The sequence below is a fragment of the Collimonas arenae genome (assembly GCF_001584165.1).
GTDB lineage: Bacteria > Pseudomonadota > Gammaproteobacteria > Burkholderiales > Burkholderiaceae_D > Collimonas > Collimonas arenae.
Genome location: NZ_CP013233.1, coordinates 4401234 through 4421525, shown reverse-complemented (window position 1 = coordinate 4421525; position 20292 = coordinate 4401234). Strand labels below are relative to the sequence as shown.

25 protein-coding genes and 2 pseudogenes are annotated in these 20292 nt (G+C 48.5%); 7 read left to right on the top strand and 20 right to left on the bottom strand.

Features of this window, described 5'->3' with window-relative positions; translation table 11 throughout:
* Window positions 1-109 precede the first annotated feature (109 nt).
* Window positions 110-529 carry a hypothetical protein gene (locus tag CAter10_RS20255; protein WP_061534863.1) on the top strand — a complete coding sequence of 140 codons (420 nt, stop codon included), beginning with the start codon at window positions 110-112 and terminating at the stop codon, window positions 527-529.
* Window positions 530-614: 85 nt separating this feature from the next.
* A complete protein-coding gene (locus CAter10_RS20250) occupies window positions 615-962 on the top strand; it encodes a hypothetical protein (protein WP_061534862.1) in 348 nt (115 codons plus the stop codon).
* 66 nt (window positions 963-1028) lie between these two features.
* Here CAter10_RS20250 and CAter10_RS20245 read toward each other — a convergent pair whose 3' ends face one another.
* From CAter10_RS20245 to CAter10_RS22645, 5 genes are all read right to left on the bottom strand, one after another.
* A complete protein-coding gene (locus tag CAter10_RS20245; protein WP_061534861.1) occupies window positions 1029-2999 on the bottom strand; it encodes a plasmid replication protein, CyRepA1 family in 1971 nt (656 codons plus the stop codon).
* Window positions 3000-3004: 5 nt separating this feature from the next.
* A complete protein-coding gene (locus tag CAter10_RS20240; protein ID WP_128083156.1) occupies window positions 3005-4021 on the bottom strand; it encodes a hypothetical protein in 1017 nt (338 codons plus the stop codon).
* A 188-nt stretch (window positions 4022-4209) separates the two neighbouring features.
* Complete coding sequence (locus CAter10_RS20235) at window positions 4210-4770, bottom strand: hypothetical protein (RefSeq protein WP_061534859.1); 561 nt, start codon at window positions 4768-4770, stop codon at window positions 4210-4212.
* 134 nt (window positions 4771-4904) lie between these two features.
* Complete coding sequence (locus CAter10_RS20230) at window positions 4905-5417, bottom strand: hypothetical protein (protein ID WP_128083155.1); 513 nt, start codon at window positions 5415-5417, stop codon at window positions 4905-4907.
* A gap of 172 nt (window positions 5418-5589) precedes the next feature.
* Window positions 5590-6240, bottom strand: a complete 651-nt coding sequence (locus CAter10_RS22645) for a hypothetical protein (RefSeq protein WP_128083154.1) — start codon at window positions 6238-6240, stop codon at window positions 5590-5592.
* 785 nt (window positions 6241-7025) lie between these two features.
* On the opposite strand from CAter10_RS22645, the gene CAter10_RS20220 reads away from it, so the two are divergent.
* From CAter10_RS20220 to CAter10_RS20205, 4 genes are all read left to right on the top strand, one after another.
* On the top strand, window positions 7026-7343 hold the full coding sequence (locus CAter10_RS20220) for a hypothetical protein (RefSeq protein ID WP_061534856.1): 318 nt from the start codon (window positions 7026-7028) through the stop codon (window positions 7341-7343).
* 15 nt (window positions 7344-7358) lie between these two features.
* The gene (locus tag CAter10_RS20215; RefSeq protein ID WP_061534855.1) at window positions 7359-7556 is read left to right on the top strand and encodes a hypothetical protein; all 198 of its coding nucleotides are present in this window, start codon (window positions 7359-7361) and stop codon (window positions 7554-7556) included.
* A gap of 15 nt (window positions 7557-7571) precedes the next feature.
* The gene (locus tag CAter10_RS20210) at window positions 7572-7757 is read left to right on the top strand and encodes a hypothetical protein (protein WP_061534854.1); all 186 of its coding nucleotides are present in this window, start codon (window positions 7572-7574) and stop codon (window positions 7755-7757) included.
* Between the two features lie 355 nt (window positions 7758-8112).
* Window positions 8113-8325 (top strand): hypothetical protein, encoded by a 213-nt coding sequence (locus CAter10_RS20205; RefSeq protein WP_061534853.1) that lies wholly within the window; start codon window positions 8113-8115, stop codon window positions 8323-8325.
* Between the two features lie 33 nt (window positions 8326-8358).
* Here the strand turns inward: CAter10_RS20205 and CAter10_RS22950 are convergent, their stop codons facing one another.
* The 7 genes and pseudogenes from CAter10_RS22950 to CAter10_RS22640 all read right to left on the bottom strand — a co-directional run bounded on the left by CAter10_RS22950 (window position 8359) and on the right by CAter10_RS22640 (window position 12751).
* Window positions 8359-8535, bottom strand: a complete 177-nt coding sequence (locus CAter10_RS22950; protein WP_156477179.1) for a hypothetical protein — start codon at window positions 8533-8535, stop codon at window positions 8359-8361.
* A 70-nt stretch (window positions 8536-8605) separates the two neighbouring features.
* Window positions 8606-9511, bottom strand: coding sequence for a lysozyme inhibitor LprI family protein (locus CAter10_RS20195; RefSeq protein ID WP_061537465.1), 906 nt, complete (start codon window positions 9509-9511; stop codon window positions 8606-8608).
* 83 nt (window positions 9512-9594) lie between these two features.
* Window positions 9595-10998, bottom strand: coding sequence for an FG-GAP repeat domain-containing protein (locus CAter10_RS22185; protein WP_082798006.1), 1404 nt, complete (start codon window positions 10996-10998; stop codon window positions 9595-9597).
* A gap of 97 nt (window positions 10999-11095) precedes the next feature.
* Complete coding sequence (locus CAter10_RS20185; protein ID WP_197467150.1) at window positions 11096-11356, bottom strand: helix-turn-helix domain-containing protein; 261 nt, start codon at window positions 11354-11356, stop codon at window positions 11096-11098.
* A gap of 193 nt (window positions 11357-11549) precedes the next feature.
* Window positions 11550-12062 (bottom strand): annotated as a pseudogene (locus CAter10_RS20180) (magnesium chelatase domain-containing protein); the annotation flags it as partial.
* Between the two features lie 266 nt (window positions 12063-12328).
* Window positions 12329-12564 (bottom strand): annotated as a pseudogene (locus CAter10_RS22180) (DNA adenine methylase); the annotation flags it as partial.
* A complete protein-coding gene (locus CAter10_RS22640) occupies window positions 12527-12751 on the bottom strand; it encodes a hypothetical protein (RefSeq protein WP_128083153.1) in 225 nt (74 codons plus the stop codon). The gene CAter10_RS22640 and the pseudogene CAter10_RS22180, both read right to left, overlap by 38 nt.
* A 33-nt stretch (window positions 12752-12784) precedes the next feature.
* Here CAter10_RS22640 and CAter10_RS20170 point away from each other — a divergent pair, with 33 nt between their 5' ends.
* On the top strand, window positions 12785-13090 hold the full coding sequence (locus tag CAter10_RS20170) for a hypothetical protein (RefSeq protein WP_061534846.1): 306 nt from the start codon (window positions 12785-12787) through the stop codon (window positions 13088-13090).
* Window positions 13091-13105: 15 nt separating this feature from the next.
* Here CAter10_RS20170 and CAter10_RS20165 read toward each other — a convergent pair whose 3' ends face one another.
* From CAter10_RS20165 to CAter10_RS20135, 8 genes are all read right to left on the bottom strand, one after another.
* Window positions 13106-13789: a DUF6088 family protein gene (locus CAter10_RS20165; RefSeq protein WP_061534845.1), complete on the bottom strand. Its 684-nt coding sequence runs from the start codon at window positions 13787-13789 to the stop codon at window positions 13106-13108.
* Window positions 13790-14332: 543 nt separating this feature from the next.
* On the bottom strand, window positions 14333-15547 hold the full coding sequence (locus tag CAter10_RS20160) for a beta propeller repeat protein (RefSeq protein ID WP_061534844.1): 1215 nt from the start codon (window positions 15545-15547) through the stop codon (window positions 14333-14335).
* 738 nt (window positions 15548-16285) lie between these two features.
* On the bottom strand, window positions 16286-16612 hold the full coding sequence (locus CAter10_RS20150) for a hypothetical protein (RefSeq protein WP_061534842.1): 327 nt from the start codon (window positions 16610-16612) through the stop codon (window positions 16286-16288).
* Window positions 16613-16918: 306 nt separating this feature from the next.
* Window positions 16919-17125, bottom strand: a complete 207-nt coding sequence (locus CAter10_RS20145; RefSeq protein ID WP_061534841.1) for a hypothetical protein — start codon at window positions 17123-17125, stop codon at window positions 16919-16921.
* Entirely contained in the window at window positions 17118-17297 is a 180-nt protein-coding gene (locus CAter10_RS22635; protein WP_061537462.1) for a hypothetical protein, read from the bottom strand. Before CAter10_RS22635 ends, CAter10_RS20145 begins: the two co-directional genes overlap by 8 nt.
* A 355-nt stretch (window positions 17298-17652) precedes the next feature.
* Entirely contained in the window at window positions 17653-17874 is a 222-nt protein-coding gene (locus tag CAter10_RS22630; protein ID WP_061537461.1) for a hypothetical protein, read from the bottom strand.
* 244 nt (window positions 17875-18118) lie between these two features.
* Window positions 18119-19687 carry an OmpA family protein gene (locus CAter10_RS20140; protein ID WP_061534840.1) on the bottom strand — a complete coding sequence of 523 codons (1569 nt, stop codon included), beginning with the start codon at window positions 19685-19687 and terminating at the stop codon, window positions 18119-18121.
* A gap of 169 nt (window positions 19688-19856) precedes the next feature.
* The gene (locus CAter10_RS20135; RefSeq protein WP_061534839.1) at window positions 19857-20102 is read right to left on the bottom strand and encodes a GlsB/YeaQ/YmgE family stress response membrane protein; all 246 of its coding nucleotides are present in this window, start codon (window positions 20100-20102) and stop codon (window positions 19857-19859) included.
* Window positions 20103-20292 lie beyond the last annotated feature (190 nt).

The window sequence follows — 20292 nt, the reverse complement described above, 5'->3', positions numbered from 1 at the left end:
AAATCTTGGAAGCGAAGCCGAAGCCCGACATTCTCCGGCATGACTACTGCCGTTGCATAGACGATTCCGGCTCAGGCAACGTCGCCACATTTCGGTTGGAGGCTTGATCATGGGCGATATGACATGCAAATACGTTGTCAATTCCCGCTACCGCGATTTTTACGACCTGAGTGACGAGCATTCGCTCAACGCATTCCACGTTTGGGTTGCTCAGCGAATTGCCGTCGTACTGGAGAAAAAATACGGTCTTCGCAACTTTCGGATACTCATTTGGCAGAACATTAAGGAGGATGATATCGGACTGATTGCTGATTGCGACTTCGACGAGTTGGACGACGGATCGTTGTGCGTGACGTTCAGCCGCGATCCATACCCGAATTGGGAGATTCTCCACGATGAAGATGTGATTTGGTGGCCAGATACCGGTATGGAGGTAAATCTTCAACAGGCGTTGGCGCGTGCCGCATTGGCAAACGCATCTGACGTTATTACCAGCAGCTCGATCAGCGAGCCACTGGTACTCACTTAGTCGCGAACAGGGCTTCCCCAAATATTGAATATCTGCGCTGCCACAGGGCAGCGCAGATCACAACGATTTTAAGAACAGGAAAAATATGCAAATTCGAGCAGTCCAAACTACCTGGCAAACTCTGGTAGACATAGTACGAAATCCCATCACCTTCAAGGGGCGCCGAGATCAGATTAAACGTGCCCGCAAAGATTTAACAGACAAGCTAATGGCAGGGGTCTATCGTGCAGTGAACGCAGAACTTCAACGCAAGGAAATGAATAGTGGTGCCGGTAGCCGTCCAGTCCGCAACAACAGAGTTGTGCTTTTGGTAGATATTAAAATCGAAACTGAAGAATTCCCTGTCGAGCCGATGCATGAGAACAAAAGCTTGATCGCCGAACTGGACGACATTCTCAATAAGAAATCACGGAAAAACCTGATCGAATATTGAGGCGACCGGAAGTGGTTGAAAATTCTCAGCCACCCGGTGCTAACTCAATTTTAAAACGGTTAAATACTAGACTAGTTCCGTTAGCACCGCCGGCATGTCGGTACGCATTTTCCGTTCTCGCATCCTCATCGCCTGCCCGAGTGCAATACCACTATCACCGCTGCTAGAGTCCATGATTTCAGGCGCTGAGCTAGTGGACGTACTCATACGCTTGTCGATGATGTTGCGAACCGAGTTCAACGTGCCAACATCAAGCTCATAATAGTACGTTGTTATACCGTTCACTTTTTCCCGAATCGCCGGACAATTCTTTAGCCCAATAAGGTCGAAAATCCTACCTAACGTTTGCACAGTATTCTTGTGAACTTTCAGGCCGAACAGTTCCTGGATTTTCGAAGCACGCGCACGACACATATCAGTAAAGGCCGTCAATGATTTCTCCGAAACGATTACACCGGTTTTGATCAGCGTCGTCGTATCAGCAAGACCCGCAGCTTCCAGTAAATCGTATAGCATCGTCTTTTTTAGCGGCTCAGTAGTCATGTCAGTAACAAAACGTCCTGCCTTCCGCTCTGCCGATGATTTATCAATCAGGTTTTCCAGCGGGGTCAGGTAAATCTGCATCATTCGTACCTGATCGCGATACTTGCCATTATCATCAATGTCAATTAATTCTTTGGAGATGTCTTCGCGATAGAACGCCTCGATTTCATGTCGACGCATAGCATGTTCCTCATCACGCGTTAGCTTGATGCCTTGTTTGCTGATGGCGTAGAGTTCTTGGTATGTCTCGGGTGTGACTTTTCCGGCGGCACAAATTTGTTCGGCGCGCTTTTCCGCCAGTACATCTTTCGCTTCCTTCGTCCGGCGCTTTCCGTCTTTAGCAAGTTCGGGTAGCATCGCCACGTTTTGAACAGTCCAGCCATTTCTGACTCGCAGATTCAGAAGATTCGCACGCAGGTTGTTCTTCGACGCCCGTTGCATTGCAGTGACGGCGGCATACACATTCAGGTAGCTGTCATCTAACTTCGGTTGACCATCATCTTCATAGCCAATCAACACATCGTTAAGCGCAGCATTGTCACGCACCTCATTGCGAATTACATCTGCTTCGGTTTCGAAGTTAAAGCGCTCTGGTGCAACGCATGCCTTGATCAGTTTGGGATGTCGAACGCGGGAAAGCTGCTGATCGATGTCGAAATGCGTGTTCACACGTGATACAAAAAAACCGTACACCGTATCAATATGCTGCGCTTGTTCCATGAATGTAATATCGATGCCGGTACCCAACGTCGGCGAAGCGACCACCACATCGTAATTCAAGATTTCGGTCTTAATGTTATTCACAAAATGCTTTACGTCTGCGTTGCCGGCTGTATCGGAAGTGACTAACATTGTTTTTCGCTTGGTGCCGAATTCGTAGCGAATCGCTTCCAGCAAATTTTCAGCTTTCTTTTTTGAATTCGTGCAAACGTAGTGACGGCCACCGGCTCGGATTGTGTTGATCATTTCTTGTACAAGATGATCGTCGCTCTCGTAGTAATGGAAATCGCAGCGGCTCTCCTTGAATTCGTTGAGATAAAATTGATACGGCATGTTCGCTTTCACGGATTCGCAGGCAGCCACTATAGTGACTGGTCCGAGATCGGCATCGGTGAAGATAACTGATTTTGCTGATCGCAAAAAATAAAATAATTTCTGATAGCAAGTGCGACGTTTTCCACGGAGCGTATCGGAAGTCAGATGCGAAAAAACCTGCTCAGATTCATCCATGATGATGACATCGTATTGATCTAAATCCGGCCGAAGAAGCTTGCCGATGCTGTCCACACAAACACTATAGTATTCGTCGGACTGGTTATTTTTTAACTTTTCTCCCTGGGTATAGAAATAGCAAATCAGACCAAGACGCTTTGCCAACCCTTGAATGAGTAATTGCCGATGGCCGACCAGCAGCACGGACAGGTTTTTTTGGCGACACTGAGTGACGATTTTTTGCAGCCACTCTGTTTTTCCTGAACCCTTGGGACTGCGCACAAACGTTACCCTTCATGTAACGGGATATTCGGTAGATATTTTTCATTCAAAATGTGATGGTTCCGTTCGCTCGGCGTTTCATCAAGCAAGCTCGGCTGAGCATCTTCGGCATCCATGTCGTAGAAATTTTCGGGGGTTTGAGCGTAGTCCTGTTCGCGAACAAAATCTTCGATCTCATAGAAATTGTAGGACTTACGCTTTTTCCAAAGCTCAGATTGTGGCCAAAAGCTGGCATGGCACTTATGGCAGCGCACACCATTGATCCCATCTTTATTGGTGACGACGAATGCGCTCGGCTTATTGTCGGAATGCTTCGGGCAATGAATAGATGTCCATTTCGGCAAATCCGCAAGCAAGACCATATGACCCAACCCGCGCGCCAACTTGACCATTTGGTTTTTTTCCAGCGGATCGGACGAAGTTTGAGTTGATTTGCCACCAAGCTCACCGCCAGTGTCAGAACAAATCGTCGCGGATACTCTCTTTTCGCCGCCAAGCACAATGAGCTTAGTCAGTTCGTCGTTAGGCAAAATATTGCCGAGGATGATTGGATTGCTACCGGTCGAGCCGAAGAATCCACGGCATGCGTCGCTGCACGAGTCGTCACCGCCGAATTTTCGGATTATACCTTTATAGGCCAGCTTCATTTCTTCGCTATCGGTGATGGTGCGATCCGACATGAAGATAAGGCGAAACCGATGCTGGTCAGGCATATGTGATGGTGTTGTGTAGAGCAATGTGCCGTACTGCTGGACGAATGGATCGACCAACGCCTGCTCGACAGTCATGCCCTTGTCAATATCGACAGTCACAATATTGGTGCCGACGAAGTTAGCATTTTTTTTGCGATTTTTATGCTGAGCGCAGAATGCGTGACCCTGATTGATATGGTCAGAAAATTCATCGAGCGTGAGTTCGACGTTTTCGCATTGCGCTGTAAATATTTCCCAGCGTGGATCAGATTGAGATTCTATTTTGTTGATGATGTGCCGATTGATGGCAAGTTTAAGCATGTGCGTCATATTGAAGTCCCCTTCGATTTAGTCGGCGGAAATCTGCACATAGATTTCGCTTCGCGTTATTTGGTCGGTTACCAATCCGACGAGGCATGTGACAGCAAGCCAGGCACGAATCGTTTGGTAACTTTTCGCGAAGCAGCGTGCCTAGCCAGCTGTCCATTGCACTCGGTATATTTATCGTGATATTTGGATCAGTACGGGTAATTCATGCTCCACTTATCCTTCGTATAAAATCCGTACAGATACGGCTTGCCGTCATTCGGCCACTGGTTTGGGTGCGCAGTGAGCTTCGCTCCGTGAAGGAGTCTGGACGGGTTTGCTGCGGGTTCAACCAGGGCTTTATGAATTTTGTAGAACAATTCGCCTGACGTGAATGGCCTGCCATCGTTGGTCGTAAGTTCGACACGTGATGGAAATGGAATATCTTTTGCCATTAATCCATGTGGCACATGAATATGAATACGCGACTCAGGAAAAACGATCCGTTTCTGATTCCAGTGGCTGTGCTCGATCATGTCGTCAAAATCGGAATAGCAGCGAAACGCCACGTTGACGAATGTGCAGAAAAATGTAGGGAAGGTGATGCGAGCAGGATGAGGTGGCCTCTCCCGTTTCGGTGACAATGGTGGCTCAAAGACGCGACATGTCCGTTGAACTGGTTCAGGCTGTTGTGCAGCCAATATATTGCTTTCAATTTTGTTGCGAATTTTATCCAGCGCGGTCATATTTTTTTGTTGACTGATATTGTTCATATTATTTCCAAGGTTGTTTTTATTTTGTCGGCGGACGATGCGGTGCTAACACAATTCTCAATCAGTAAATACTAAGTGACGTGTGTTAGCACCCGAGGATGTATCGGCTACGAATGGCCGATACGCTCGACAGATCAGTAGTCTTCATCCAAGATATACAGTTGGGGCTCTTTGCGATTGTGGTAGCGATGCATACTCAAGGCTGACACCACAACAACATCACCAGCGCCGCGTGAATTTTTCACAACCGCGCTGTGAAGTTTGAAAAGCAGTTCGCCAGTCTTGAAGGGTGTGCCGTCGTCGCTCGCGAACTCAACGTTTTTCCAGCACCGCACCTCGCCTTCCCAACACGGTATCCGGACGCGAATTCGAGATGTTGGGTAGACAATGAGGTCAGGATTCCAGTCGGACGTATCAAACTGCCAAAGCTGAGTTTGTTGAATTTCCGATTCAAAAGCAGAATAGGTTGGAAATGGCACGTCAGTGGAAGTCCAAAGAGATACGCCAAAGTTAATGCGTCGAGGAAGGGCTGGAGAGAACTGTGTTGCCAAGCTGATTTCGCTATGCAATCTAGCCAGCATCTGTTCGATGCCAATCCCTATAAAGCTAGCCGCCATATTTTTTACTGCTTGATTTTTTTGTTTCATTTTTTAGTCCTTACATTGTTATTTTTCTGTGATAGACGATGCGGCGCTGGCACCGTACCGGCGATCATTGTCGCCAGTACGGTCACGATGGTTTACCGCGTGTTTTTTATTTCAGGAGCCGAGACTGGACTGGGCAGAAATTTCCCAATTACGCTCCTAATGCGATAACTGTTTATATGAGCGTCAGTACGCCAGTTTCCCTCAGCTCGTCAAACGCGCTTTCGTCCAGCATCCAGCCAGGAGAAGCAAATTCGACGCGTGGACTAGCGGGGTCAGCTTTGTTATAGCTGGGGTAGCAGCAAAAGCGTCCGACTCGGTAGCTAGATGGATTGGATGCAGGATGATTGCCGATGCCATCAGCCCAATTTTGGATTGTGGGTTTCAGGATCAGAAATTTTTCGAGCGAGATAGGGTTGAGCAGCGGAAGCAGCACGCGGAAAATTTCGTTGCCGGTTTCTGGATCGCGCGCCATATAGCTGGCGCGCTCAATGTCACGGAACTGAGGGGCCAATTGATTGATATCGAATTTGGTGTCGAAGTCAATCACCAGCGCTGTTATAGCGTTCGTCTTGGCAGTTGACGTGCCATTGATCCACGGGCTGAAGCCAGCGGTGTCTTCACTCGAATTGCTAGTAATAGCAGTGAGAAATGCAGATAGAGTACCCCAATCTCTCTGCAACAACTCAGGCCGATCGTCTTCAAAATTCTCAAAGACTGAAATATTCAGCGAGTGATAATAATAAGGTCCCTTGGAGAGACCATCAAAGGGCTCTAACTGGAGACTACGCAGTGTCGACGAATTATTAGTAACGATTTTCTTCATTTGATGCCTTTCAGATTTAATAGGAAAATTAAAAGTGAAATTCCATCGGCAGACAATGCGCAGCCCAAATGCGGACGAAAGCAAAGTCGAACGAAACCAATCGGGAAAACGGAAATTTAGCAGGCTGAGTGCCTATGAGCGTACGGAGAAGTGAAGACGGTAGGGATACCATCTTTTGTGACTCTGTCAGACTCGCAGGCGAACTCCTGCATCCGGAATACCGAATGAAAGAATTTCAAGCCTGCCCCTTCCGTCATAAATCTAACTACATGACGGTACCGCTCAATGTCGGCCGTGTTACCCACAGGGCGCGGAGAGTATCCGCAAAATCTGGCAGCGAAAGCTGGGTTGAAGCACTAACGCTTCTTTTACTATACATAAGACAACTTTTCTTGTCAACAACTTTATAAAAGATTCACGTTTGCCTAGGCGTGTACCCATCGAACAGCAAGAGACCAGCACAAGCACCTTCGGGCTGAAGAGATCGGGCGAGTCCGGTGCTAACCCGTTTCTAAATCAGTTAAATATTAAAGTGCTCGCGTTAGCACCAACACTTTCATGTAAAGTACATTTCTGCATACATAGCAGCAAATTTTTTGTTCGCAGCCACTATACGGCGTCATTAAAAAACTATATATTTTTATATACGGTCGGGGCATTGCCCTGATCGCCCTCATGTAGATCAACCCCCCTCGCTGGCGCTCATTCTGATTGTGACAATCTGGTGCTGATGCGTTGTCAGTCCAGTGGCATAAATGCTTTAGTCAATCCTAGAAAAGTGAATTATGACCAACAAAAATTTTGAAATTGATTTAAATCAGCCGGGCGAACTTACGAAGGCGAATATTGCTGCCTTAGTCGCGACAGGCGACGACTCGGTTCACACGCAAATACGCGTTTCGAAGGTAGGAAAATTGTACGTGTCGGAAACAGTTGGTTCAAAGGAGATAGATGATTTACTGTTTCGCCTTGAAACGAATACGGCCGGAAATGGCTATGTAGGGCCGGACGCTGCTAAAAATACCGCACGGATTGATCGCCTCTACAAAGTGATCAAAGCTAACTGGCCAGTCCCTTCCTCTACGTATATCGACGATTTTTAGAGCCCACTGAGAAAAATGAAAATGGCTGTCGATCAGGTAAAGACCAATATGGAAGCGCTGCAAATCGCACGTGATTTTGCGACTGACGAAAATGTAAATGAAGGTCGCGTTGAAGCGTACGCGGAGACATGGTTCGACGCAAGGAAAGATGCCGATTCATCTTCACCTACCGATCTTCGTGCTTATCTTGCTAGCAGATTTGAGCATCCATAACCTCCAGGAAGCATCATGCCTAACGATAGAACTGAGCAAGAGCAGGAATTTTTGGACGCATGCGCAGAAATGACTGATGCAGATCGCGAAAAAATTATTCGTTTGACTGAGCGGATCGCAAACAAGCCGAGTGGAATGACTTTGACCAAGGAACAGATGCAAGCAATGTTTGATAATGACTCTGAATTACCGTTGCATTAAAAGAACATATCATGGACAAAGAGAAATTCACTGATAGTGGACTAGTGAGTTGCTGCCAACAATATGAGCTGCAACGAACCCACAAAGCTCTTTGGCGGAGTTTTTATAGGAAGCAACCGAATTGGCCTCTTTGACCGTCCGAATCCGGTGCTAACTCATTTTTAAAACTGGTAAATACTAAAGTGCATCCGTTAGCACCGTCCGGCATCGATCAAGGCCCGGCAATCTTAACTGATGGTATTTAGCTCAAGGGCGAGACCAGGGACACTTCAGGACGTTTGAAGGCCGGTGCGGATAGAGATAAATACCTATGGCTTGAACAACAACCTACAGGCCAGATAGGGGATTGCCAGACATGAAGAATTATGACCTTGAAGCTACACTCGCCAGGCACGAAGCACTTATGAGAAAAATACTCGGGCCCGAAAAAAGAGAAAACCGACATTCGACAATGGAAGAAGATGCGGCCTATGATCGTGATTGCGAAGAAAGGCGTGAATTTCGGGAATGGGTACTGCAAATGAAGGCGCAAAACTGGCTTATCAATGGCGTTCCGATAGTGCTCTGATACGATGCCATCACCGGCACCGAATCCAACCCATCAACCGAACATTGCTTTATACAGCCAGTAACAGCCGCTGCCAAAGCCAGCCAGTAACAGCAGATAGCACGTAGCTAGGAATGGCGCCGCCGAGAAGTTCTTCAAAATCGCAATCACTGTCACCAGCAGCCGATATAGTAAATACAGATAAAGCACCAGCAGGAATAGTGTACCCATCAATTTTTCCAGTGATTGGCCGATTGAATCGATGTCGTTCCGTAATCCAGTCGGCCCAGCCAATTTAATTTCACTCGGACGCAGCCAATTCAGTAATTCGATTTTGGTATGCCTTCAACATGCAACTCACATCTGAACATCCGTCGCGTTCAAGCTTGCGCCATTCGTTCTGTCGTTTCCTGAGAGCGCCTGTATCTTTGGCATTGTTAAGTGCTGATTTGTATACTTGACCAAGCCTTACGTCTGCTGCCGATAGTTCAGGACTGGAGCAGATTAATCGTTCAGGGCCATTCGAGGCTTTGGCACAGTCAAAGCTCGGTGTCCAAGATTGAACTGCGTTATTGGCGTTCGCAGGCGGAATATCTGCTTCCGTTTTTGGCGATTCGGATTTGGCTATGTCGTTACGCGGAGTTTCTGCAATCGGATTTTGCGATGAGGCGATTTCAGCCATTTGAGTCACAACGGCCTTATCCAAAGCGGCAGGCGTATCGATGATGGCTGGCGCGACAGGTTCAGTCGGTTGAATATGCACCACTTGTTCTACGGGTTCGGATTTTGCAGACTTGTTTTCATGTGAACCGAACATTGCCATCAAAATTCCTGGGATGACAGTGACGGCAACAAGCGCATGCCAAATCTTAAATACATATTTCGAAGACTCTGGTTCATCGCTGAATGCGTCATTCGTTGTCTCTTCGCCAGTGGATGGTATCGCCACACCCCAAGCTAAAGCAGCTTTATGCCAGCCTTTCCCGTATGGCTTGTAGCCATGCTCCAAATAATATTGCGCGGTGTATTTGTTCATCTTGAATGGCAGTACGAAATTCCCGATGAATAACGTACAGCACCATAGAAATCCTGTTGATGGCATACCGCGAAAGAAGAACGGCAATGCGCCAAAGAAAAATGCAGTCCAACAAAATCCTACTTTGACCTGCCGGACTAAACCCGCGTCGTTCTTCATTGATACGATCATTTTTTTATTCCCCGTATGATGTGACTATGGACATGACAATCCATTGCGATGACTTTTCGCAATAGATTGCCATGTGCTTTGAGTTATTGAGATACCGACACGCCGTAGGTCGTATCGAGACTGGTGATGTGGCCGTTGTTTGGAACAATCCAGTTCAGCCAGGTACGGCCGTTAGAAAAATTCGCAGTGTTCGCGTAGATTTGGGTTGATGCCATCGTCGCTGGATTAATTTTGACGATGTTGCTGAAGCCGTATGGGTTGGAGGAATAGGTGTCCTGCACGGCAGTTAAATAGACAAAGCCGCCTTGATACACAATATCAAGCGTCGTTTGATATTGCTGGCTATATGGCAGAACGGTTGCGTTGGATGCTGAATACACTCCGCTACCGTCATTTTTAAAAATGGTCGGCGGCCAGTTTCCGAAACTATTGTCCGGTGCATTGCCAGCTAAAAATGCATCGAAATGACCTGTGCCAGAAAAATCGATCAACTCGGAAGTGAATATCTCGGGTAGTCCAGTATTCGATCCTGTAATGCCTTGCTGTCCGTTCGACTGGTAAGCATTGATTACTTTCGGGAAGTGAGAGAAATCACTATTGAAGGTGCCGTCTTTGTTGTTGGTAAAGAAAAATGGTGTTTTCTGGACGAATTGATCCGTCACCAAAACATCGGCATAGCCATTGCCGTGTATATCTGCTGCGGATGCGCTGTGGCAGTAGCAAGTTACCGGAATGGTTACGTTCTTGTAAGTGCCGTCAGGCTGGCTAAGTAGGACATGAGGCTGCTCACCTGAAAACGGCGATGCATCGAAGCCGTGGCAAGCGAAGAAAATATCTGGTTTGCCGTCGCCATTGAAATCGGCCACAACCGCCTTGCGTGGGTGGAGACATCCAGTGTTATTTGCTAACAAGGTAGACGTATGGTCTACCCATGTGCCATTAACTTTCTGCCAGAAATGAATGTGTCCGAATTTACTAGCTGTGGATGGGTCTTGTGAATTGTATTCAAGCGTATGCGTCACCATTGAATACGTGCCGTCTTGAAAGAAGTCGGCAAACGCCACTGCATTGCCAGCGGCTACTTCACTCGGAAGAGTTTGAGCGCCAATCGATTCGCCTGCTGCGGCCTTGTTCTCATACGAAGATTTCAATACCGGAATTGGCACAGTCAATGAGACTGACTGATTGGCACTTCCACCGGCGCCAGAACAAGTAAGGGTATATGTGCCAACACCGGATGCTGTTGGCGTTTGTATGGCCGATCCTGAAATCGACTGTATGCCACTCCATGCACCCGAAGCCGTGCAGCTTGTCGCATTGGTGGATGACCATGCAACGGTTACAGGCGATCCGATACTTGTTTTCGGCTGACTCAAAGTTAATGAAACGGCTGGTACTGGGACACTTGGAGTAGCGCTACTGCCGCCACCTCCACCGCATCCGACCAGCGCTAGTGCGACAAATCCTGCTCCAATAGACTTCTTCATTCATTTCCTCCACTCGCACCATTTGTGTGCTTGCCATCTATGAAGTCCCGGCATTGGAGGGTCTATCGACGCAGTGTTTCCCGACTCGATGAGGCAGTTAGATCATCGGATGATCCTTGGCAATGCGTAACCTGTACTTTTCAATAAAGGCAAATACGTCAAGGCCAAGCGCATCAGCGATAGTGATGAATTCTGGAAAATCCAGACGTCGTTCACCGCGCTCGTACTTCGAGACAAAAGATTGTGTCTTGCGGAGTTTGTCAGCCAGGTCAGCTTGCAATAGTCCACTCGACATGCGCGCTTCAACCAGCATCTGCCGAAACACTTGTGAGTTGGGGTCGTGAATAGGATTAGCCATTCACATAGGGTGAAACCCAACTCGGGATATGCCATAACCTACTATGGGTTATATTATCATAACAAGCTCACAATTGTTTCGAATAATCAACATCTCTGATTTGCTTGGCCAATATGGTCGCTGTCGTTAGCAGTCTCTCCAACGCTGGTTTGGCAGGACCTAGGCTGGGGAAGCTTTGGGGTTTAATTGGCTATATTATTAGGACGCTGTGGTTGCCGGCCGCCGCCACTTCCAATGCCCGTTTCGCTTGCAACTGGCCTTTGACATCGCTGAAATCGGGATGACTGCGTGGTTTCGATTGCGCATGTGGAATATGACGCTGGAGCCTGGTTTCTGTCTGCCTGGAGGAGAAATGCGCACATACCTGAAGCAGCGATTCGGCCGGGAGAATATGTGCGTCGGACACTAGCGCCGCCTCATCCGCGTTGGCTTGCGGCAGGATGAAGGCGCGCGGCGATGCCGATGAGGTGCCATTGCCGGTCTTGGACGCATCGGCATTCCGGCTATCCGACGTCATGGCGAAAGTCATGGCAAGGGCGCCGCGAATCGGCCTCAGTTCGCCCGACAGCGAGAGCTCGCCGGCAAATTCGTAGGCATCGAGTTCATCCGCCGGCATCTGCTCCGATGCTGCCAGGATGCCGAGTGCGATGGGGAGGTCGAAACGGCCGGATTCCTTGGGCAGGTCGGCCGGCGCTAAATTAACGGTTTTCAAGACAGCCCTAGATATCTGTCAAAAAGATGTCGCAAGTATCTTTTGGAAATATTGGAGGATGTAGTTGCGAGAAAGGAATGTATATCTATTTCTGCGAGGTGATATTGAATTTACAATAAATGCAAATCTGGAGGGAGTGTGTCTCAATACTCGATAGGGCGTATGGCAGCATCGAACTTATTTCGAGCCAACGTTTCAGGTTTGCCTCCGGTATCTGTCAATGTCTTAGGCCATGAGTCCTGTTGCCATTTGAACTGCTACCGACTGCTGATTGCCCACCCGAACTCCCCGGGAACTCATTCATGTGGTGCTGCGCAACGCGATATAGGTTGACCAGTGCGCCATTAATGTCGTCAACGACTTCGGTGCGCGCCGGCGCTGGTCGCGGGAAATACAGCGTGGCACCGTCGCAAAACACCTCGACGTAACATTCGTGAGGCGGGAATATGGGGATGAGTTTATCGGCCAGGCGGCGTTTGCGACCCTTCCAGGGAATGCACGTACTGCTCCAGTGTCAGATGTTCGATGACGTACTCGCGCACCAGAGTGTATGCGTATGACAACGCCGGCCGGCGCATCCGGACCAGCGGCAGCTTCGCCCGCATCAACCCCAGCGCCAACAGCAATAATACCGAGATTGATGCCGCCAATCGCCTCACCGTCGGCAGTGGACAGAGCCTCATTCCGACCTCACCGGCAACCTCACCAGTGGCGGCGTGAATACCTACATCTGGAGTGCGCGCGACCAGCTCACGCAAATCAGCGGTGCCGTCACAGCCGGATTCAATTATGACGCGCTCAGACGGCGCCAGACCAGGACGATTAACGGCGTCGGCACTGGCTATGTCTACGACGGCCTCAACCTGATCCAGGAACTCAACGGTGTTGGAGTCGACGAAGTGCTGGCGCAGCAAACTGACACGGGCGCCAGCGCCCAAACGATTAACTATTTCAGCGATGCCCTTGGCTCGACGATCCAGCTCATCGATCAAACCGGCAACAAGCTGATGGATTACACCTAGGATCCTACTGTCCGATTACTTCCAACTCCCACCAGCGCTGGGAGATTGACGTGTCGCGGTCGATAAAACCTGTGGGTCACATCTGGGAAGTTCACGGACCAAATTTTGCATCCACGCTGGCAACACGTTGAAACCATCGAGCAGATCCTGACGGATCGCGGCGCCGTGTATAGGATCGTCCAGAACCTTGGTCAGCTTGTTCAAGACAAGAGAACGGTCCGAAGTCAATGTGTCTTTCAACCAGTGCAGCGCCTGAACGATGCGCATGGCCGGACGTCCCGCCCAGTAGAGGCGGCTGGGTGCCGTCTGTTTAAACTCGACGGTGAGATTGTCTAGTTGAACTGTGCGACGGCGCGTGTCGGTATGTATGGTGACGCGAGCCGGTACCGCATTGGTCAGGCCAAGATCATTGGCGGCGGTCATGCCGTCTATAAGCAGTCGCAATTGATCCCGACGGGCAATCGCTTCCACCACTGCGCGATAGTCGGGGGATGTGGGACGCTTAGTCAGGTTGTTCCACTTGGGCCTGTCATATAGACCCCTGTCGATGCGACGCAACTCTTCTGCCAGCACCATGCGCTGCAGAGTCTTGTCGATTGCATCACGGTTGCCCAACTGTGCAAAGTCGGTTGGTACCCAAACTTGTCCAGGACCTGCCGCTTCGATTAGGGTAGAGATATGGGATTTGAGTACAGACATTTTCTTCCTTGTCCGATATTTATATGGTTTTTTCGGACATCGCGCAAGAAATTGTCCGAAATTTGCGGCTTTAGTTCGGACATTTTGAGCGCGAACTCAGACTTACCCTCCAATGTGCAGGCGCTGGTGCAAATTGACCGCTGCGCCGGTTCTGGCTGACCTACTGTGCTGGTCCACGCTGACCTGCCGCTTAGGTGTAGTTGCGGATGACTGCGCACTTCGGGTCGCGACTACCTCATAACGGTATTTACAGCAATCCTAAGTGCATGGACCTACCTGTTGCCTGAAAAGAAAGTTACTGAGGACATGCGGTTCTATAGTTGCCCTGGAATCGATCCAAAACACTCTAAGTTCTCTCCCGTAACTCTTGAGCTTTCTCCAAAGCCATGTCACGCTGCTTATTCGTAATTGCACCGCCACTGTATTTCAGTTGTATCGTTTAATCCGCCTGGTTTAGATCAGAGAGATATTTTCATTGACGTCAATGCTGTGCAATAAATCTTCTCGATACTCAAGCGGCGGGTAGGGCAGCATTTGAGTTTGTCATCGCACATCTAAGTAGTAAACTGCCTTTTGTGTTACCACCCAAATACGCGAGTTAACAACCGCTATTAAACTATCGATCAAGTCATCCGGCATGGGGTACGTCATCCAGGTTGCACCTCGGTCCTTGCTAATGTGAAGCGTGCTGCGAAATTCACCCGCTGGCAACACAAAGTCACGATGATCCCAAGTGCGAATCAGCAGCAAATCGTGTGTGGCCAAAGCATCTGATACGTTGCTCTCACTTTTCCAGAGTTCGTTGGCAGAATGCCCCGCAATTGCATACAATCTCGCTTCTGGGTTTTCCGCTGTGCCGCTATCAACTTGCGCGTACAAGAAATCGTGGTTACCGATCAACTTCACGACATCACCGTGAAGTTGTTTCATGTCCTCCAGTGCAAGTTCATCGCGGTTATTGGCAATAGTGAGAATAGCCTTCTGATGTTCACGCGCCCCGAGAGTGATGCTGACTGTGCGGTCTCCGACATAAGCATCCCAATGGGAGCCAGATAAGCCGGCACCGTCCGTTCGCATTATCCATGACATGCCACTGTCCTCGGTCTCATAAATTTGCGTGGTCCAATTATCGAACGATGGTGCAGATGTGTCCGTGGCCAACAAGGTATACCGGTTGGCGTCCAAAAAGACGAGACGACACGAGCGATGCTGATTGCAATTCACCGGTACTTTTACCGGTATCCACGTCTGCCCGCTATCGAAAGAGCGTTCATAGCTCACGTCGAATCGATTTAGAGAATCACTCTTGTAGCTCTCGATTTCAGCAAGTAAATTCAAGCCTGAGATACCGATGATGTGCGACACTCTTGTCGAGTCATACATCTTTACGAAACTGCATGCTGCGTCCTGCGCTCTACAGACCAACAGTGGGTTTCCCTGATCGCCAGAATTTTGCATCTCACCCGCCATTGGCACACGCCAGCGTGCATTGACACCGACGTAAACATTATTTTGATCCGCCCCGATACGCAATATATGGTGTGCCTTGAACATACCTGCGGTAACTACGGCGCTTGGCTTTCCGGTAAACTTCCACGGACCACAGGAACCCTTTTCTACCTCAGGGCCGCACGCGATATGCGTTGAGCCATTGCCTCTAATGCTGGTACTCGTCTGCACCGGAAGCGCATTGGCACGCGAATTTAGAACCACGCTCCCAATGATCATACATATTACAAGGACTGCCTTTAATTTCATGCTCCCATTTCCTGTGGCAGGGGCTCTGTGCAACGGATGACGGCACATTGAGCTAAATTCGAAGAGCGATGAGTCCAAATGAGAATTGGAATCTTTTTTGATCTTGGCTTTTAGACCGTCAGCCATTACATCCCGAAGCAACTACAACGAATCGGAATGTGTAGGCGCCTTGGCGGACAGGCGCTCAGAATACATGTTTTTTGCCAGTTCTTCTCGAAGCTCGATTTCAAGCGGCGATTTTCTCGTCGCCTTGAGCGCACAAAACACTACGGACGTAAAGCACATAACTGCGAGCGCGATCAAAGAGAAATTGGCGAAATGTTTGTTGAATGCAGTTTCCATATGACGCAACCATAGGCCACTCCATGCCATAAATGTCATCCCAAAATACCCAATGAGAATCATCACACCGTAAACAGAGTAAAGCCAGTTCGACTTCAATGAAATAAATTTGCCAGATACGGGATCAATCCAAGCAACAAGCGAATGTTTGTCAGTATTCTCAAACGCCCCTACTGTCCAGGTGCCAGAAAATAATTTAATGATTTTTGGTAGGCAAAGTCCATAAATGGTTACTCCATCAAAACGTAGACTGAACTAAACTCCATCGCGACCAGTTGCCTTGTCGAATATCTCCAAATTTTGCATTGGTCCCAATATCATGCAGCACCCTAGTTTTGTAGAAATTGCACGGCTCGATCCTCTATTGAGGATATCGGCGTAGGCCAACATATCAAATTAGTGATGCCAGGCAAACCATCCCAAAGCGATCAGTACTACAGCAACGCAAACATACAATGTGCCTGCAGCGACGCGTGCGGCAAAAATCAAATTCCTTAGCCTTCTAATTTTCAACATCTCTCGTGATTTCTCTCCCCAAATCATGGTCATCCTTAGGATGGTGTCATTTCGAGGGCCATACCAGAGACGATCTAAAGGAAAGCTACGATCTTCCAATATCCTTGCAAACAATTCCTCTCGGACAAGCTGCGTAGCGATGAATGATCCTCCCGCTAGCAACGGAATCGTTAAAAGCATCCAATTTTCAAAATTCATGATATTCATCGTTGCAAAAAACTACATCTACAAGTCACTGGCGATTTCGGGCTATTGATGCATGCAGTTTATCCAACCTAACTAACTCCTGACTATTCAAATATTTTTGACAATGCAAATTCCGGTCATCCGCTTGAAATTCAAATCTTGCTTCAGTCATAATTTGTGAGGCGTACGCACCATTAGCTGTCATTTCATCTGATGACAAGTCAGTCGTGTCTGTTTCATCAATTCTCGCAGTAAGGTACTTTGCCAAGGATTGGCGCCAATTTTCACTGCGGACGCGGCATTCTGATGCAATATTAACCCCCGGTGTCAGAATAGTTGTCGCGTCATCTGATTGATTGAAATCATATCCGGGGGCGGGCAAAAGAAGAACGAGTGAAGAAGTATTCCCTTTTCTGGCTTTTCGCCGTGCCGAATAAAAACAATCGTTTCATCTGCTAGGGCGCTTGCGCCGGCAATGGTCAAAGCCAACACCACTGCAATTTTTTTCTTATCAATAACCAACCACTCATTCATCTAAGGTACCTCGCCGCTGCTTTGCTGTTTCGCGTGCATCTTCGATCATGCTGCGTGCTTCAATTTTTTTGCGTCTGATGGCCGCATAAATTTCCATCGTCATCGGTACAGCAATCATTAATTCTTTAAGGGTGCCGACGTCGTCGTCGCGGCTTTTCTGTAATCCAAACATATATGTTTCTACTCAGCAGTCCATTGTCTTACTCTGTTTCATGTTGCATCGTTTCGTATTCATTTTTTTTGAACTTGAGTACGACTTACGAAAATCATGCATTATCCACGAACGCGCACTAACCGCGAATATCCGTGGGCGTACTGGTTGGACACCAGCGCCGTTGTGGTCATATTGAGGGGCATGAGAGCGACCAGAACTGGTCCCGTTGGATTGGACACGAATTTGACTTCGTTAAATGGAATGTTATAGATGTTGAACTATCCAGCACGGCTCTTGCTCATACACAGAGCAAGAGCGTGCGATGCATACGGGTAATACACACATGATCATGTCCGCACTATCCCTATTCGAATTACTTCACCATGTGGCCGCCCTTATGATGCGGGCCGTGGCCGCCGACGATATGCATGCCATTGTTATGGTGTGACTTAACGTAATGGCTGCCTTTTCCGTGTGGACCATGACCACCAACGCGATGCATCCCTTTGGTTGAGGCTTCTGCCGGACATGCCGCAGCAAGCACCGAGGCGCCAGTAACCAAAATTGCCACAATGGTTTTGTTAATTTTAAACATTATTATCTCCCTAAGACCGCGCTAAATTGCCCCAAAGCGGCATGATTGCCGCAATTTAAAAATTCATCATCCACAAAATCTTTGCAGTCTCCTGATGTCCGTGGATTCCATGCCATCACTTATTCCTTCTCGAGATAAATCAAAGCACCAGGCGCGGGGTTCGGTAGGCGTTGGTAAGCATTAATCGCAACTTATTGAACCCCAACTTATCCCCGCGCCAGCATCCTTTTAATGCCCCCTCAAATTACTTGTTTTCGACAAACTCAATCCGACGATTTTGGAAGCGGCCAGTAGCGGTATCGTTGTCACCAATAGGTTTGGAGTCCCCGTATGCCTTGGTCGTGAACGCGGTGGCAGCAATGCCTTTGGACACAAAGAAATCACGCACAGCATTGGCACGCGATTGCGACAATCCCATATTGACGGCAGAAGACCCTACATTATCGGTATGGCCGCCGATTTCCAGTTTTGCATCCTTGGCGCAATCCTTGATGGCTGTCACCGCTTTGGCAAACTCCAGGACATCTTCCTTCGGAATAACAAAGGAACCGGAAGCAAAATTAAATGCATAGATATTCATTGCTTTCACCACGTCGGCCGTCGTGCAGGTACCTGGTTTGAGTGCAGCTAGTGCATCCTCAAATTTTTTCTTGCTATTGGCCACGGCTTCGGACAGGTCGAACAGGGAGACGGTATAAGCACTACCAAAGAGCGTCTTGGTCTTATCCAGCAAGGCCAGTTTAGGATCAGTTGCGGCGCCGCCGATTTCAATATTGTTGCCCTTGATCGTCAATTCTGCGTTCGGCAATTTGATGGTCGGCAATAAATCAGGTAATTTGCCGATCCAGTCAGCAGGCTTAGTCGCCGCATCAACTTTAATGTCGGCGCTCACCGCATCGCCATAAACCTTTTTCAAGTCGTCCATAATCGCAGTTTTCTCAGCTTCGCTACCGACGGTGGCAACTACCGTAGCTTTACCGTCTTTATCAGTGGTCAACGACAGTACAGGAGACTTATCCGGTGCGGCAGAGACCGCAGCAGGTGGCGTTACGACCGGCGCCGGTGCTGGTGTCGATTCCTTATTGCAACCGCGCATCAAAAATAGCAATGCAGCCAAGGCCAACAACAACCAGAGCCACCAAAATTTTGCCAGGCCTGATTTTTTTTCAGGTGCTTGGCTAACGCTTGTGCTTGGATGCGCAGCTTGTGGCATTTGCACATGAAAGGCTGACAGCGTGTTTTTGAGTTTGCTGCCAATGCCGTTGAAAAATGCCGCTACAGTACCCAGGCCCAACGCCGCCCACACGCCCTCAGGCAATTTGCCCTGGATGAATGGTACTTGGTGTTCGAGCGTAGAAATTAACGTGTGCTGCCCGCCTTTACTCGCTTGCAAGTGATTTTTGATCAAACCAAACAGGGTGGCTGCGGCCACGCACGTCATTGATGTTACGGTGCTGATTCCCACACCGGTGTGCTGAGCAACAGCATTTGTTACATCCCCGGCTTTGTCGCCGAGCAAGTGGACGGTGTGTTCTTCACCGATTTTCCCCAAGTTACTTAGGGACACTGGATTGTCGATGACGCTGACCAAATTGGTGCCAATGTTAGGATCAACTTTAGGAGACATGATGGCCGAATAGAGCGCCCGCGCTCCCTCAGGTGTGTCAGCCTTTTTCACGACAGAGCCAATCAGGGTTGGCACCAAAGTATCAAAGACAGTCGTCGCTTTGCTAGCGTCAATCCCATAATGGGCGCTTATGCGTTGAATCACTTGCCCGCCCAGTGCGGTTTGCGTAAGTTGTAGCAGGTTCATACTCATCTCAAAATTCTCCAAAAAGAGGGCGTTACGTTATCTAAATTTGTCAATGCGGTATCAGTAACGGGTTACTTGCCGGCACAACGCATGCGCCAGCAAAATTAACCGGTCTCTGCTGCAATTTATGCGAGGCTTATCTATCACTCGTTTGCGCTTTCAATACGACTCAGGCACGCTTGATGAGGCGCAGAATAAATAACAGGATCACGGCCCCCACGGTGGCAGTCACAATCGATGCCAACAGGCCGTCGCCGATGTGAATCCCCAATGCTCCGGCCAACCAACCGCCGATGAAAGCGCCGACGATACCAACGATGATGTCAACCAACACACCGAAGCCACCGCCTTTGACGACAACCCCTGCTAACCATCCTGCAATCGCACCAACTATCAACCAAGCAATAAAACCCATGACATTTCCTTTTAAATTTGTACATCAATAAGTCGCGCGACAAGCATAACGCAAACGTCATCAAAAATATTCGCGGAATTGTTACAGATAGATAAAAGCAGAATGTGTTATTGAATGTAATATTCCGCGCACCTAATGTCATTTCCATGGAATGAAGATTTTCGAGATTGAAACTTCGCTGCCAATATTT

Bases quoted from the DNA above. Each gene is read 5' to 3' on its own strand.
- CAter10_RS22640 (WP_128083153.1), bottom strand. From the start codon at position 12,751: ATGAGGCTCTGTCCACTGCCGACGGTGAGGCGATTGGCGGCATCAATC.
- CAter10_RS20165 (WP_061534845.1), bottom strand. From the start codon at position 13,789: ATGTCTGTACTCAAATCCCATATCTCTACCCTAATCGAAGCGGCAGGT.
- CAter10_RS20210 (WP_061534854.1), top strand. From the start codon at position 7,572: ATGCCTAACGATAGAACTGAGCAAGAGCAGGAATTTTTGGACGCATGC.
- CAter10_RS20150 (WP_061534842.1), bottom strand. From the start codon at position 16,612: ATGAATATCATGAATTTTGAAAATTGGATGCTTTTAACGATTCCGTTG.
- CAter10_RS22185 (WP_082798006.1), bottom strand. From the start codon at position 10,998: ATGAAGAAGTCTATTGGAGCAGGATTTGTCGCACTAGCGCTGGTCGGA.
- CAter10_RS20205 (WP_061534853.1), top strand. From the start codon at position 8,113: ATGAAGAATTATGACCTTGAAGCTACACTCGCCAGGCACGAAGCACTT.
- CAter10_RS20220 (WP_061534856.1), top strand. From the start codon at position 7,026: ATGACCAACAAAAATTTTGAAATTGATTTAAATCAGCCGGGCGAACTT.
- CAter10_RS20250 (WP_061534862.1), top strand. From the start codon at position 615: ATGCAAATTCGAGCAGTCCAAACTACCTGGCAAACTCTGGTAGACATA.
- CAter10_RS20140 (WP_061534840.1), bottom strand. From the start codon at position 19,687: ATGAACCTGCTACAACTTACGCAAACCGCACTGGGCGGGCAAGTGATT.
- CAter10_RS20185 (WP_197467150.1), bottom strand. From the start codon at position 11,356: ATGGCTAATCCTATTCACGACCCCAACTCACAAGTGTTTCGGCAGATG.
- CAter10_RS20240 (WP_128083156.1), bottom strand. From the start codon at position 4,021: ATGACGCACATGCTTAAACTTGCCATCAATCGGCACATCATCAACAAA.
- CAter10_RS20160 (WP_061534844.1), bottom strand. From the start codon at position 15,547: ATGAAATTAAAGGCAGTCCTTGTAATATGTATGATCATTGGGAGCGTG.
- CAter10_RS20255 (WP_061534863.1), top strand. From the start codon at position 110: ATGGGCGATATGACATGCAAATACGTTGTCAATTCCCGCTACCGCGAT.
- CAter10_RS20215 (WP_061534855.1), top strand. From the start codon at position 7,359: ATGAAAATGGCTGTCGATCAGGTAAAGACCAATATGGAAGCGCTGCAA.
- CAter10_RS20195 (WP_061537465.1), bottom strand. From the start codon at position 9,511: ATGATCGTATCAATGAAGAACGACGCGGGTTTAGTCCGGCAGGTCAAA.
- CAter10_RS22635 (WP_061537462.1), bottom strand. From the start codon at position 17,297: ATGTTTGGATTACAGAAAAGCCGCGACGACGACGTCGGCACCCTTAAA.
- CAter10_RS22630 (WP_061537461.1), bottom strand. From the start codon at position 17,874: ATGTTTAAAATTAACAAAACCATTGTGGCAATTTTGGTTACTGGCGCC.
- CAter10_RS22645 (WP_128083154.1), bottom strand. From the start codon at position 6,240: ATGAAGAAAATCGTTACTAATAATTCGTCGACACTGCGTAGTCTCCAG.
- CAter10_RS20135 (WP_061534839.1), bottom strand. From the start codon at position 20,102: ATGGGTTTTATTGCTTGGTTGATAGTTGGTGCGATTGCAGGATGGTTA.
- CAter10_RS20145 (WP_061534841.1), bottom strand. From the start codon at position 17,125: ATGAATGAGTGGTTGGTTATTGATAAGAAAAAAATTGCAGTGGTGTTG.
- CAter10_RS20235 (WP_061534859.1), bottom strand. From the start codon at position 4,770: ATGAACAATATCAGTCAACAAAAAAATATGACCGCGCTGGATAAAATT.
- CAter10_RS22950 (WP_156477179.1), bottom strand. From the start codon at position 8,535: ATGGGTACACTATTCCTGCTGGTGCTTTATCTGTATTTACTATATCGG.
- CAter10_RS20230 (WP_128083155.1), bottom strand. From the start codon at position 5,417: ATGAAACAAAAAAATCAAGCAGTAAAAAATATGGCGGCTAGCTTTATA.